Annotated in this window: 11 protein-coding genes; 3 read left to right on the top strand and 8 right to left on the bottom strand. The window is 68.6% G+C overall.

Annotated features, from left to right (window positions below; all coding sequences use genetic code 11):
• Nucleotides 1–141: 141 nt before the first annotated feature.
• The 4 genes from VKA86_11565 to VKA86_11580 all read right to left on the bottom strand — a co-directional run bounded on the left by VKA86_11565 (nt 142) and on the right by VKA86_11580 (nt 9,351).
• Nucleotides 142–1,083, bottom strand: a complete 942-nt coding sequence (locus VKA86_11565; protein HKK71848.1) for a hypothetical protein — start codon at nt 1,081–1,083, stop codon at nt 142–144.
• Nucleotides 1,084–1,114: 31 nt separating this feature from the next.
• Nucleotides 1,115–4,396 (bottom strand): TonB-dependent receptor, encoded by a 3,282-nt coding sequence (locus VKA86_11570; GenBank protein ID HKK71849.1) that lies wholly within the window; start codon nt 4,394–4,396, stop codon nt 1,115–1,117.
• Between the two features lie 192 nt (nt 4,397–4,588).
• Nucleotides 4,589–7,687, bottom strand: a complete 3,099-nt coding sequence (locus VKA86_11575) for a T9SS type A sorting domain-containing protein (protein ID HKK71850.1) — start codon at nt 7,685–7,687, stop codon at nt 4,589–4,591.
• A gap of 248 nt (nt 7,688–7,935) precedes the next feature.
• Complete coding sequence (locus VKA86_11580) at nt 7,936–9,351, bottom strand: pyridoxal-dependent decarboxylase (GenBank protein HKK71851.1); 1,416 nt, start codon at nt 9,349–9,351, stop codon at nt 7,936–7,938.
• Between the two features lie 199 nt (nt 9,352–9,550).
• On the opposite strand from VKA86_11580, the gene VKA86_11585 reads away from it, so the two are divergent.
• On the top strand, nt 9,551–10,030 hold the full coding sequence (locus VKA86_11585) for a hypothetical protein (GenBank protein HKK71852.1): 480 nt from the start codon (nt 9,551–9,553) through the stop codon (nt 10,028–10,030).
• A 19-nt stretch (nt 10,031–10,049) separates the two neighbouring features.
• On the opposite strand, the gene VKA86_11590 is transcribed toward VKA86_11585, so the two are convergent.
• Entirely contained in the window at nt 10,050–10,925 is an 876-nt protein-coding gene (locus VKA86_11590; GenBank protein ID HKK71853.1) for a hypothetical protein, read from the bottom strand.
• The gene (locus tag VKA86_11595; protein ID HKK71854.1) at nt 10,922–11,083 is read right to left on the bottom strand and encodes a hypothetical protein; all 162 of its coding nucleotides are present in this window, start codon (nt 11,081–11,083) and stop codon (nt 10,922–10,924) included. Before VKA86_11595 ends, VKA86_11590 begins: the two co-directional genes overlap by 4 nt.
• A gap of 147 nt (nt 11,084–11,230) precedes the next feature.
• Between VKA86_11595 and VKA86_11600 the strand changes: the two genes are divergently transcribed.
• Nucleotides 11,231–11,713: a YbaN family protein gene (locus tag VKA86_11600; GenBank protein ID HKK71855.1), complete on the top strand. Its 483-nt coding sequence runs from the start codon at nt 11,231–11,233 to the stop codon at nt 11,711–11,713.
• Between the two features lie 11 nt (nt 11,714–11,724).
• Nucleotides 11,725–12,147: an alternative ribosome rescue aminoacyl-tRNA hydrolase ArfB gene (gene arfB / locus VKA86_11605; protein HKK71856.1), complete on the top strand. Its 423-nt coding sequence runs from the start codon at nt 11,725–11,727 to the stop codon at nt 12,145–12,147.
• A 9-nt stretch (nt 12,148–12,156) separates the two neighbouring features.
• Here arfB and atpC read toward each other — a convergent pair whose 3' ends face one another.
• Both atpC and VKA86_11615 read right to left on the bottom strand, forming a co-directional pair.
• On the bottom strand, nt 12,157–12,588 hold the full coding sequence (gene atpC, locus VKA86_11610) for an ATP synthase F1 subunit epsilon (GenBank protein HKK71857.1): 432 nt from the start codon (nt 12,586–12,588) through the stop codon (nt 12,157–12,159).
• Nucleotides 12,589–12,622: 34 nt separating this feature from the next.
• Nucleotides 12,623–13,287 (bottom strand): F0F1 ATP synthase subunit beta (locus VKA86_11615; protein ID HKK71858.1); only part of this gene is annotated, 665 nt, incomplete at its 5' end.

Consider the following 13,287-nt stretch of genomic DNA (forward strand, 5'->3'; position numbering starts at 1 on the left):
GGCCACGGGCCGCCGGAATGATTGTGGTACTTGCAGTTACGGTTGGGGCAGTGGGGAGGCGTCCAACCGTTCGTCGGTCGATTGGTACGCATGACCCCGGATCCTTGCGAATCCGGGGCCATGAACAATCATCGAGGCAGATCAGTTTTTATACATGTAGACCTTGAAGGTGCCGTTGCGCTCGATCACCGAATCCACCCAATCGAACTCCGCCACGTCCCCGTTCGCCCGATCCTTCGCGCGTACCGTCACCCCGTTGTACAACCGGAAGTGCTGGAAGTCCTCGATCTCGTCGTAGCCGATGCTCTCGAGATCCCACTCCCGGCCACCGGCCTCCAGCTTCGCTTCGCGGATTCCGCTGATGATGTTCGCGTACTGGAAGCGCCACGCATCGGTCCAGTAGGCGAGGGTGTAGGGGCGGGCCTGCGGGAACGACGGCCAGCAGATGATCTCGAACTCTTCCTTGCGGAGAGCGAGATCCACGAGGCCGTAGTCGTTCTCGGCGCCGACTTCCTCGAGCACCCTGCGGATGAGGCCGCGGAGCGTGTCGGCTCCACCGAACAACTCCATTCCCGGGGCGGGCACCTCGCGGTAGCCGCGTTGGACGGAGCGCCACTCGGGATCGTAGGCGATGGCATAGCCCCTGGAGTTGTCGTTCATCGACGGGAACGCGCGGCGGAACTCGAGGTAGTCGGGCCAGCGGGGGTCGCCGGGCAGGGGCACGGTGAAGGTGTCGCGGCCGCTGTTGCTCACGAAGGTGTGGTTCTCGTGGTACTCGATGATGTAGTCGATGTTGAGCGGGGTGCCCGAGGGGCGCGGCTCGACGCCACCGATGGCGATGCCGTTGTCGTCGTAGAGGACACCGGGTTCCTGCTGGGACTCGACGACGGCACCGACGGGCTCGGCGTCGGGGCCGCGGCCGGGCGCCGGCGTGGACTCATCGACTGCGCTGCCGGCATCGGCGGCCGCGGAACTCGAATCCGGGTCGGGGGGCGTGGCGTCATCACCGGTTCCGTCGAAGTAGAGAACGGCACCGACGATGAGGACGATCGCGACGAGTGCGAGCGCGGCGTTGCGGTTCATGGGGATCGTTCCTTCCGGGGATCACCGGGAATCAGAAGTCGTAGCTGATCGATGCTCCGTACTTGGGGCCGACCGCTCGGACGAGGCGACGGGTGTCGAAGGTCGAGCCGTCGACGCGCTCCATCAGGATGTCGTCGTAGAACTCCTCGACGTCCTGCGGAAAGATGTCCTCGACGGACAGCTTGAGCCTGGCATTGGGCCCGAGTCGGGTGGAGAAGGCCGCATCGACCACGAGGGGTGGGTCGATGAAGGTCTGCAGGGCCGCCGACTCCTGCCGCAGACCGAAGTCCTTGAACAGCAGCGAGAAGTCCTGGTTCCCGTTGCCGTAGAACAGACCCAGGTTGAAGGCGGAGTCGGCCTGACCGGTCAGACGATTCTCCTGGACCTCGGTCCCGTCGGGGCTCGGCTGGGGGTCGCCATCGGGGTCCACCACGTTGAACAGCTCGTTCTCGGCGCGGATGGGGTCGAGGTCGATGGACGACGAGATCCCGGAGTAGTTGAACGTGAACCCCCAGTTGCGCAGTGCGGGCACCACGACTCCACGGGCCACGCGGTGGGCGGGGGTCCAGTCACCGAGCGACGACAGGCCGGGGATCTGGCCGAGCAGCCAGAACGGGCGGGTGACGAGCCATGCGCCGGACACGGCGGCCTGGCGGGACGCCCACAACACGTCGTCGAGCGGTCCGCGCCACTCGACCTCCCAGCCGCGGAGCGATCCGTTCTGCTCACCGTTGGCGGGGTAGAGGACGAGCCCGCCGCCGGCCTGGTTGGTGAAGTTGGTGAGGATCGCGTTGTCGATGGTCTTGTCGAAGAAGCTCAGCGCGGCGTAGCTGCGGGGCGCGGGGAAGATCTCCCATCGGAAGTCGAAGGCGTCGACGGTGGCGGTCCGCAGGAACGGATTGCCGGACACGACCTCGTCGGCGTCGAAGTCGAAGATGCGCAGGCCGGCGAGCTCGCGCAGCTGCGGGCGGTTGAGCGTTCGGCTGTAGCCGCCGCGGATCTGCATGCGGTCGGTCGTACGCCAGGTCAGATTCAGAGCGGGCAACCAGTCCTCGGCGCTGGCGTCGGCCTCGATACTCGGGAGGCCGGCCTCGGCGCCGTTCAGGCTGAGCGAGCTCGCGGTCTGCTGGTTGCTCTCGAAGCGAGCGCCGCCGGTCACGCGCAAGGTCTCGAAGAAGTCGAGGTCGAGCATGGCGTAGAGCGCCGTGATCTCCTGCTGGGCGTCGTAGGAATCGAAGGGGTTGGTCAACTCCTCGGTCTTCGAGAGTCGAAGGGCCTCCACGGGGTCGTTGAAGCTCGACAGTTCGAAGATGTCCTCGGCCCGGCCCCCGCCGCCGGCTTCCACGTAGGTCGAGGGCGAGGGCTTGCGGATCAGGAACCGGCGGTAGCCCTCGTCGCGTTCGCGCTCGCGGTAGCCGAAGCCGACCTTCAGGCGACGTTTCACCCAGGGCTTCTCGGGCATGACCAGGTCCCAGTTCACGCGGAAGGCCCGGGCGTTCTCGTCGGTCTCGCCGAACAGGCGCTGGAAGCCACTGGCGATGTTGGGCTGGGTCCACACGCCGACGTTGTACTGCTCGCCGCTCTCGGACACGCGACGGTCGCTGTTGGCCCATGCGAAGCGGCTGTAACGGTTGTCGGGCTCGTTGCGCGTCGCCTCGGAGGTCGAGCCCATCCAGTGGAGCTCGGACCCGTGCGGGCCGATGGTGTGACGACCCTGCAGGACGTGGGTCAGCAGGTCGCGCTCGACGAACTTCAGGGTGTGGCTCAGGAACTGGGTCTCCTCGCTGTCGGTCCGGCCGACCGAGGTGTACGCGGCGTCTTCACCGCTGCGGGTGTAGAGCAGGTTGTACTGAAGGCTGGTCCCGGTGGTCGGCTGGAAGGTGACGGCGCCGGTCACCCCCAGGAGCACGGAGCGCTCCGAACGCAGGGTGTTCGCCTGCTGCTTGGGTGGGGCGATCTCGTCGGTGCGGATCACGTACTGCTCGAAGTCCTCGGTCTTCACGCCGTGGCTGTAGGACGCGGCCGCGAGAACGCTGCCGCGACGCCCTTCGATCTCGAAGGAATCGCTGTAGAGACCGGAGTAGCCGAAGTTGGGCGGACCCTCCACGCGCTCGGGGGTCCACACGTTCGGGAACGAGAAGGTCGCTGCGAACTGTTCGGCCTCGCTCGCGTTCCGGGGGGTGAAGCTCCGGTCCTCGTAGGCTTCGAGCAAACGGGGGAAGCCGCGTGTTCCGTCGTCGCGAGCGAAGAGGTCGGTCGCACCTCCCTCGTAGGTGAGGAAGTCGTTGTCGATCACGCTCTGGTTGAATCCATACGAGATCTTCTGCTGGAAGACGCGCTCGTCGACGCCGCGGCGGGTGCGCACGTCGATGTTGCCGCCCCCGAAGTTGCCGTCCATGTCGGGCGTGAAGGCCTTCTGCACGACGATGTTGTCGAGCATGGCGGCCGGGAAGATGTCGAGCGGCACCGTGTTGCGGCTGGGCTCGGGCGAACTGAGCGGTGCACCGTTGAGGGTGGTCGAGCTGTAGCGGTCGCCGAGCCCGCGCACGAAGACGAACTTCCCGCCCACCACGCTCAGGCCGGTGACACGCTCGAGGGCCTCGGCTGCGTCGGAGTCGGTGCTCTTGCTGATCTCTTCGGCGGTGATCGCCTCCTGCACGGCGGTCGCGCGTTTCTTCTCCTGGAGCTGCGCCACGGCAGTGTTCGTGATCTTCTGCGCCTGGACGGTCATGGCCGTGAACTCGATCGGCTTCACGGTCATGTCGACGTCGAGGGTCACGGTCGAGCCGGGTGCGACGACGACGTCCTCGGCGGTGAAGGTCTCGTAGCCCAGGTACAGGAACGAGACGTCATAGGTGCCGGGCGCGACACGGGCGAAGTACTGTCCGCCGGTCAGTGCGATGCTACCCCCGGCCTGCTCGGGGCGGGCCCCGGGCCGGACGCGATCGAGAATGATGTTCGTGTAGGGCAGGGCACGGCCGGACTCCGCGTCACGGACGTGGCCGGTGATCGTCCCGGGGGCGTTGTCCGGAACGGTCGCCCGGGTGCCGGTCGAGGTGGAGTCTCCCGCTGCCGTGCGGGTCGTCGTGGTGTCGGCGCGCGCGGGAAGGGCGGTGTCGCCGGTGGCCCGCGCGGGACGGGTGGTGTCGCCGGTCTCGGCGACCGCTGCGGCGTCGTCCTCCGCGAGGATCCCGGCGGTCAGGCTCATGCCCGGAACGTGCTGCGAGGTGGCAGCGGCGGGGCCGACGAGAAGGGGGATCCCGAGGACGACGACGATCGCGACGAGGTCCGGGAGTCGAAGAGCACCACGCATGGGGGCCTCACTTCACGGAATGGGTGACCGGAATCCGGTCACGGGAACACAGGGCCAGGACGCCAGGAGTGGGACAGTCTTCCGACTGCCCCACCCCGGTTTCGGCCGCACGCCACGCTCGATGCTCGTTCGTGCTGCGTCGTGGCGCTGCGAACCGCCGAGTCCGGGGCCGGAGCCCCGAACCCTTTCGAACTAGTCCACGAGCATGAGCTTGCCCGAAGCGACCTGACCGCCGGCCTGCACCTGGTAGAAGTACACACCGTTGGCCTGGTTGCGGGGGGTCCAGCTCAACTCGCGGGAGCCCGCGTCGAGACGGCCGGAGAAGACCGTGTCGACCAGGCGACCGCGCGCGTTGAACACGCGCACCCGAACGTCACTCGAACGCGGCAGCGTGAAGCGGAACATGCCGTTGCCGGTCTGCACCGGATTCGGCGCGAAGCTCACGTTGAACGCAGAGTTCGAGATGCCACCCTCGATGCCCGTACCGACGGTACCGACCGACTGCAGAACCGGGCGGGGACCGACGCCGTTGGCGAAGGTGGCCGCGCTGTCCATGTCGAAGGCGACACCGGCGAAGTCCACGATGACGCTGTTGAACACGCCACCGTTGGTCCCGCGCCGGAAGTTGATGCCGGTGCTGCTGGTACCGCGGCCCTGATTGCCACCGATCAAGGTGACGTTGGCCACGATCCCGTTCGACTCACTGGCACACTCGTTGTCGTCCTCGTTGTTGTCGCACTCCATCCCCTTCTCGGGGTTGGCGCCGTCGAGACCAAGGGCGGTGATCACGGCGAACTGGTGACGGCCCCGGTAGCCGAGCTGCCAGTCCAGACCGTCGTCGTCGCCCTCGAGGCCCACGAAGTAACGGCTCTTGACCGAACCACCGAACCACTCGAAGTGATCGTCGGTGCTGCGGAAGGTCTGCAGGAACTCGAGGGTCGTGCCCGTGCCCACGGCGTTGAACGTGAAGGCGTTCAACTCGTTGTTCGGGCTGATCTCGAGACCGGCGTACTCCGATCGCACGTAGCGCAGGATTCCGCTGTCGTCGGCGTCGTCGGTGCCACCGAACAAGCCCCCGTTGCCCTCGGACTCGCAACTGAACGGCCCGGCCGGGTCGTTGGTCGCACGGCAGTCCACGGCGGCCGACGGGTCGATGTCGCAGTTGGCCACGGCGCGGCCGTTGATCAGCACACCGGACCAGTCACCCGGAGCCTGCGAACCGAGCGGAGCGCCCGAGGTGAAGATGATCGGCTGATCCACGGTGCCCTCGGCCTCGATCCGGCCCCCACGGTCGATGGCCAGGTAGGCGTTGGTGCCCGGCGAACCGGTCACGACGACACCGGGATCGATCGTCAGGGTGACCCCATCGGCCACCGTCACGCGGCCGACCAGCTCGTAGCGGTTGTCGGCCGTCCAGGTGGTCCCCGGCGCGACGTTGCCACTGACGGTCACGACCGGCAGACCCGGGTCGATGTCGGTGCGGCTCGCACCACCATCGAGATCGGCGTAGATCCAACCCTGCGTCCAGGCGGCGGCACCATCACTCAGGGCGCCGGCGTGCTGGCGGTCCTCGAAGAACGGATCGATGTCGCTCACGCGGAGCAGCGACGCACCATTCTTGAACAGGGCCGGGCTGTCCGACTGGAGGTTCCAGTTGCCGCCGTCGTCGATCACGATGTAGTCCGGGTCGAGACGCGGGTCCGCGATGCGGTTGTTCACGAAGTTCGACGTGACGAAGGCCTCGGTGTCCCCACCGCTGCCCGTGTCGGTGTCGTACTGGGTACCACCACCGTTGTTGTCCCACAGGAAGTTGCCGTCGAAGGTGATGCCACCGGCCGTGGGATCGACCGGGCTGAAACTCGCCGGTACGGTCGCCCGCGGACCGTTGGCGAAGGTCGCCGCGCTGTCCATGTCGAAGCCGACGCCGTCGAAGTCCACGATGATGCTGTTGACCACACCACCATTGGTGCCGCGACGGAAGTTGGTGCCCGTGCTGCTGTCACCCCGCTGGGTGCTGCCGCCGATCAGCGTGACGTTCGCCACGATGCCGTCGGACTCGCTCGCGCACTCGTTGTCGTCCTCGTTGTTGTCGCACTCCATCCCCTTCTCGGGGTTGGCACCGGTCGGGTTCGCACCGCCCTCGTTCTGATCGCTCAGAGCGGTCACGATGGCGTACTGGTGACGGCCGCGGTAGCCGAGCTGCCAGTCCAGGCCGTCGTCGTCGCCCTCGAGGGCCACGAACCAACGGCTACGGACCGCACCACCGAACCACTCGAAGTGGTCGTCGGTGCTGCGGAAGGTCTGCAGGAACTCCAGCGTCGTGCCGCGGCCGACGGCGTTGAACGTGAAGGCGTTCAGCTCGTTGTTCGGGCTGATCTCGAGACCGGCGTACTCCGAGCGCACGAAGCGGAGGATCCCGCTGTCGTCGTCGTCGTCGGTACCGCCGAAGAGGCCACCGTTGCCCTCGGACTCACAGCTGAACGGTCCGGCCGGGTCGTTGGTCGCACGGCAGTCCACGGCAGCCGACGGGTCGATGTCGCAGTTGGCCACGGCGCGGCCGTTGATCAGCACACCCGACCAGTCGCCCGGGGCCTGCGAACCCAGAGGGGCACCGGAGGTGAAGATGATCGGCTCCTGCGCCGTGCCCACGGCCTGCACTCGGCCACCGCGGTCGACGGCCAGGTAGGCGTTGGTGCCCGGCGAACCGGTCACGACGACGCCCGGCTCGATGACCAGGGTCACGCCGTCGGCCACCGTCACACGGCCGACGAGCTCGTAGCGGTTGTCGGCGGTCCAGGTGGTGCCCGGCGGGACGTTGCCGCTGACGGTGACGACGGGCAGACCGAAGTCGATGTCGTCACGGCCCAGGCCGCCCTGGGTGTTGGCGTAGAGCCAGCCGCGGGTCCAGTCCCGGGCCGGGTCCGGGCTGAGAGCGCCGGCGTACGGAACGTCGTCGAAGAAGGGGTCGAGGTCGGAGGCCTTGAGCAACTCGACCGCACCGGCGTTGCCGAAGATCGCGGGGCTGCCGGCCGTGGGCCGCCAGGGGCCCTCGATCGAGTTGTAGGTCGACTCCAGGAGCGGATCGGTACCGATCAGGTTCCGGGAGAAGTTGGCCGTGACGAAGGCTTCGGTGTCTCCACCGCTGCCGAGGTCGGTGTCGAACTGGGTGCCGCCACCATTGTTCCCGAACAGGATGTTCGAGTCGTAGATGATGCCCTGCGCGAACGCGGGGCCGGAGAGCACGACCAGTCCGAGAGCCAAGAGAGCGGTTCTCTTGAGCTGACGAATCATGGTGTTGGATACCTCCAGGAGGAGCAGAGAGAGGCGAAATCGTCGGCGAACCGAACGATCCGTTCCGGTCCGGATCGGGTACGACCGGACCGGGAGTGCTCGGAGTGGAAGGTGGTTTTTCGAGCGCGTCCGGATTGTGTCGAGTATCGGACGGGCGACAGTCTAGTGTCCGACTGTGAGGGCGGAGTTAAGCCGGGATGAAACGTCGGCTTTCTCCTGGGACCCCCGCGCAGAAGGCTCCAGTGGGGTCAACGGAGGGCGTTGTCGCCCTCTTCACTGCGTGTCGACACCGCGAGCACCGCGTCGAAGAAGGTGTCGACGTCGGACTCGTCGAGGGCGCCGTTGACGAGGGCCAGACGGATCACGCGCCGGCCGTCGACGTCGCCATAACCGACGAGCGCGCGGGACTCGTGGCGCAGGCGTTCGCAGACGTCGTCGCTCCGCCGCCCGGCGACCTCGAAGCACACGGTGACCGACTCGGGCTCCCGCGACAGCACGAGGTCCGGCTCGGCCTTCACGCGACCGGCAGCGTGTCGGGCGAGTCCGAAGAGTCGGTCGACGCGGGCACCCATCCCCCGGTCGCCGTGGCTCTGCCACGCCGCCCAGAGCTTCAGGGCGTCGTTGCGGCGCCCGCACTGCGGCGACATGGTGCCGTGCTCGTAGGTCGCGTCCGGCGACTGGAAGAGGTAGCTGGCGTGTTCGTCCATGCTCCCCCGCAGGCGCCCGGCCTGGCGCGTGAGGATCACCGACGCGGCCAGGGGCACGCCGAGCATCTTGTGAGCGTTCCAGGTGAAGGAGTCGGCCCGCTCGCTGCCCTCGATCAGGTGCCGATGGCGCTCGCTGAGCGAGACACTGCCCCCGAGGGCTCCGTCGACGTGCAACCACAGGCCGAACTCGTCGGCGACGTCGGCGATCGCGGGCAGCGGGTCGAAGGCGCCGAGGACGGTCGTCCCCGAGGTCGCCACCACCAGGAAGGGGTCACGCCCCTCGGCACGGTCGGTCTCGATGGCTCGACGGAGAGCGTCGGGCCGCAGGCGGCCCCGTTCGTCGACATCGACCGCACGGACCGCGGCCCGTCCCAGTCCCAGCATGTTCGCGTTCTTCGGCACCGAGTAGTGGGCCAGTCTCGAGGCGTAGAGCGTGAGTGGAGGGCCGGCGTGCAGGCCGGCGTCGCGACTGTCCGGCCGGTGCGCGTCGCGGGCCATCACCATGCCGACGAGGTTCGAGATCGAGCCACCCGGAACGAAGACACCCTCGCCCGCCCCGAAGCCGACCTTGCGCGCCATGTGCTGGGTCAGAGTGCGCTCGAGCATCACCTGCGGGCCCGCGGCCTTGAAGGTGTACATGGACGAGTTCAGGAACGACGCGATCAGTTCGCCGATGGTCCCGAAGTCGTCGCGTCCACTGAAGAGCTGGTTGAAGAAGCGTCGGGTCGTCGTCCGCGGGGTCGCCGCGACGAGCTGCTCGAGCGTGGCGAACAGGCGGTCGTCGTCGACGGGCTCGCATCCCAGATCGAAGTCGATGCGGTCGAGCAGCTCGGACGGCTCGGCGTGGTCGACCACCGGCTGCTCCGACTCGCGCTCGAGGTGGGCGCGCAGGAGCTCGAAAGTGCGCGCGAGGCGCGCGACGGTGGGGTCGGATTCGGGCGTCGGGCGCAGGGACATGGCTCGGAGTCGGGGCGGCGGGAACGGCGGCGGCACGGCGGGGAACGGTCCGCAGCGGTGACGTCCAAGGTATCGGGCACGCGGCGGTACGGCCAGCGCCGGCCCGCCGTGACCCTCCGGGCGGCGAGGGCGCCGGGGGGCCGCGAACCGACCGCACCGTGTGCTACCCTGACCGGCCCCCCGGGCTCCGGAGGTCGACATGGACTTCGATCCCCTGCGGCATCTCCTGGCCGCCATCGCGTATCGCTTCCACGCCGCGGTCGTCGATGCCCCGGCCTCGTTCGCGGACTTCGACCCCGGCCACGGCGTGCGTTCACCGCGGGCTCTCCTGACCCACTGCGTGCAGGTCCTGCGACTGGCCCGCTCGTCGTTCGAACCGGGACTCGAGGTCGACGCCGCCGTCCGCGAGGGCTGGGCCTGGGCCGAGCTCGTCGAGGCCTTCCACGCCGAACTGGGCCGCCTGGACGCACACCACGCCGAGGCGGCCCCTGCACACGAGTGGCCGGTCGAGAAGCTGGTCCAGGGACCCTACGCCGACGTGCTCACCCACGTCGGCCAGCTGACCCTCCTGCGCCGACTCGAGGGGCATCCCGTGGAACGTCAGAGCTACCTGCGTGCACGCGTCGAGGTGGGGCGGCTCGGCCCCGACCAGGCTGCGCCGGCTCCCCCTCTCTTCTGAGCGTCAGGTGTTCTGAGCGTCAGGCATCGAGCAGGCGGCGGCACACGGCGACCGCGTCGTCGACGAACTCGCGCGCCCGCGCTTCCTGCCCCGGCCCGGATCCGTCGCCGATCGCCGTGGCGGCGTCGAGCTTCATCCCCACGAAGCCCTGCGTGGTCCACTCGCCGATGGCGGGCTCGGGCGCGCCTCCCTCGACGTCGGGCGTCGGGTAGGGGGCCACGTACCAGTAGGGCGCGGGGTCGCTGTCGTCGCCGGGGCTCAGTCCGAGACCGATCGAGCGCCCCTGCTGCGGATTCCCGTGCTCCTCGAGCGAGATCAGCATGCCCATGTCGAAGTGGTGCGGCCACACCCGCGGCAGCGTGGCGCCCGCGGTCCTGGCCCGCAGGTCTCGCATGACGAGATTGGCGTCGTGGAACCAGGCGTGGAGCGCCTTCAGAGCGGCTTCCGGCACGTCTCCGAAAGTCCCGGCGGCGGCGACGGGGTGGTCGGGCAGGTCGTAGCGGGGGCGCTCCAGGGTCTGTTTCGGCTGGTTCCGGCGCTCGGCGATGGCCTGCTCCATGGCTTCGTAGGCCTGGTCGAGCGTGGCCCCCTGGAGATCGATCCCCACCAGTTCCTCGCCGCCCGGCTCGTGGAAGCCGAGCTTCAGGGCGGCCGGGACGAGCGCTCCGAAGCCGGTGGGCTCGTCGTCGAGGTAGCGTCCGGCCAGCAACTGCATGCCGTCGACCCAGCCCATGTTGCTCTGGCTGTCGTCGTCGGCCCGTTCGAGGTGGCTGTAGCCGATCGAGGCCAGGACCTGCGACGCCCAGTGCAGTTGCAGGCGGGCCTCGGTGAGGGCGTCGGGGTGGACGGTGGGCAAGGGCTGCCAGCCCTGGATCGCGGGGTCGTGCTCGCTCATGATCTCTTCCCTCTTCGTACGTCGAGTCGCGGCTGGCGCGCGCCGGCGCCGGCGCCGGCGCCGGCCCCGGTGTCGGTGTCGGCGCCGGTGTCGGTGCCGCCGCCGGTGTCGGTATCGATCTCGGTGCCGAGCGTACCGCGGCGCGGCGGCAGGGTCACGGACGGGATCGACGGCACCGGTCGGGGCGCGGCGTCCAACCTGCGGGTTCCGGCGAATCCTCCGTGGAGCACTATCTTCTCAGCCCGAGGGCGCCGGGTGCCGACACCGGAAGAACCCACGGCCGTCTCCCCTCACCCCGACGCGACATGCCCGCACGCCACGACTTCACGAACGAGGTCCGACCGCACCGCCACCGGGCGGTCCGCTGGATCCTGATCGGCATCGGGCTGGTCTGCTCGGGTCTCGGGATCGCGGGGGTCGTGCTGCCGCTGTTGCCCGGGATGCCCTTCCTGTTGATCGCCGCTGCGTGCTTCGCCCGGGCGAACGATCGCTTCTACGACTGGTTGCTGAACCACCCGGTCGTGGGCCCGCCGCTGAACGCCTGGCGGAATCACCGGCGGATTCCGAAGCGTGTGAAGCCCCGGGCAATCGCGGCGGTGCTGCTGGCCTTCGGCCTGTCGTCGTGGTTGGCGCTGGGAGATCCACTGCTGCGGGCCCTCTGGATGGGCCTCGGCCTGCTCGTGGCCCTGCTGATCGCCGGGCTCCCGAGCTACGACGCGTCGCTGGCCGGCTCGCGCGACGGCCCGTCGTCCCGCAAGGGTGACACCGCGACCGAGAACGCGCACTGACCGGGATCGCCATGATCCGCATCGACGACCGGCTCGCGATCGACGACGACGAGCTCCAGTTCCACGCGACCACCGCCCAGGGCCCGGGCGGCCAGCACGTGAACCGCTCGAACACGCGGGTGGTGGTCCTGTGGAACGTGAAGGCCTCGCCCTCGCTGGACGAGGCACAACGCAGTCGGATCCTCGATCGTCTGTCGAACCGGATCAGCCGGGAGGGGTGGCTGCGCGTCGCCGCGCAGACTCATCGCAGCCAGAGCCGCAACCGCGACGCGGCGGTTCGGCGGCTGGCCGACCTGGTGGCGGGAGCCCTGCGGGTCGACCCCCCGAGGAAGGCCACGAAGCCGTCGCGGGCCGCCAGACGCCGGCGGGTGGACGAAAAGAAGCGCCGGGGCGACGTCAAACGCACCCGGCGCAAGCCGACCCGTGAGGACTGACGGAGCCGCCTACTTGCCGCGCAGGTAGGCCACCTTGATCCGGGCCTCGGCCCGCTCCTTCATCTGCTGGGCCGCCTCGAGGTCGACGGCCTCGTCGCCCCGCAGGGCCTGCTTCAGGAGTTCCTTCGCCCGCTCCAGCGCCCTCTCGGCGCGATGGGCATCGATGTCGTCCTCGAGCTCACAGGTGTCGACGATCAGGACCATCTTCCCGCCGCTGACCTCGGCGAAGCCGGCGCCCACCGCGTAGTGGGCGGTCTCCTGCTCGCTGGTGCCCTCGTACATCGTGACCATCCCCGGCCGCACGGCGGCGACCATCGGCGCGTGGTCGGCCCACACGCCGAGGTATCCGCCCTCGGCCGGAAGGGTCGTGCTGTTGACCTCGGCGTCGTAGACCGTCCGCTCGGGCGTGACGATGCTCAGCTGGTAGGTCTTGCGCGGCACTGCGGTGACTCCTTCTGCGGGCTCGCCCGGACACCTAGGCCGGAGCGCCGGCTTCCTGCTTCTCGTGGTCGGCGACGACTTCCTCGATCGTGCCCTTCATGTAGAAGGCCTGCTCGGGGATGTGGTCGTACTCACCGTCGACCAGGCCCTTGAAGCCGCGGATCGTGTCCTCGAGCTTCACGTAGGTGCCCGGGATCCCGGTGAACTGTTCGGCCACCTTGAATGGCTGGCTGAGGAAGCGCTGGATCTTGCGCGCGCGCTGCACGGTCAGCTTGTCGTCCTCGCTGAGTTCGTCCATGCCGAGGATCGCGATGATGTCCTGGAGTTCCTTGTACTTCTGCAGGATCTCCTGGGTGTCGCGCGCGACCTTGTAGTGCTCGGCACCCACGATCTTCGGGTCGAGGATCCGGCTCGTCGAGGCCAGGGGATCCACGGCCGGGTAGATGCCAAGCTCGGCGATCTGGCGGCTGAGAACGGTCGTGGCGTCGAGGTGCGCGAAGGTGGTGGCCGGGGCCGGGTCCGTGAGATCGTCGGCCGGCACGTAGATCGCCTGCACCGAGGTGATCGATCCCTTGTTCGTGGACGTGATGCGTTCCTGCAACTCGCCCATCTCGGTGGCCAGCGTCGGCTGGTACCCCACGGCACTCGGCATGCGTCCGAGCAGGGCCGACACCTCCGAGCCCGCCTGCGTGAAGCGGA

It is taken from the genome of Candidatus Krumholzibacteriia bacterium (genome assembly GCA_035268685.1).
GTDB lineage: Bacteria > Krumholzibacteriota > Krumholzibacteriia > JAJRXK01 > JAJRXK01 > JAJRXK01.

Bases quoted from the DNA above. Each gene is read 5' to 3' on its own strand.
- VKA86_11600 (HKK71855.1), top strand. From the start codon at position 11,231: ATGCCCGCACGCCACGACTTCACGAACGAGGTCCGACCGCACCGCCAC.
- VKA86_11575 (HKK71850.1), bottom strand. From the start codon at position 7,687: ATGATTCGTCAGCTCAAGAGAACCGCTCTCTTGGCTCTCGGACTGGTC.
- VKA86_11590 (HKK71853.1), bottom strand. From the start codon at position 10,925: ATGAGCGAGCACGACCCCGCGATCCAGGGCTGGCAGCCCTTGCCCACC.
- arfB (HKK71856.1), top strand. From the start codon at position 11,725: ATGATCCGCATCGACGACCGGCTCGCGATCGACGACGACGAGCTCCAG.
- VKA86_11580 (HKK71851.1), bottom strand. From the start codon at position 9,351: ATGTCCCTGCGCCCGACGCCCGAATCCGACCCCACCGTCGCGCGCCTC.
- VKA86_11585 (HKK71852.1), top strand. From the start codon at position 9,551: ATGGACTTCGATCCCCTGCGGCATCTCCTGGCCGCCATCGCGTATCGC.
- VKA86_11565 (HKK71848.1), bottom strand. From the start codon at position 1,083: ATGAACCGCAACGCCGCGCTCGCACTCGTCGCGATCGTCCTCATCGTC.
- VKA86_11570 (HKK71849.1), bottom strand. From the start codon at position 4,396: ATGCGTGGTGCTCTTCGACTCCCGGACCTCGTCGCGATCGTCGTCGTC.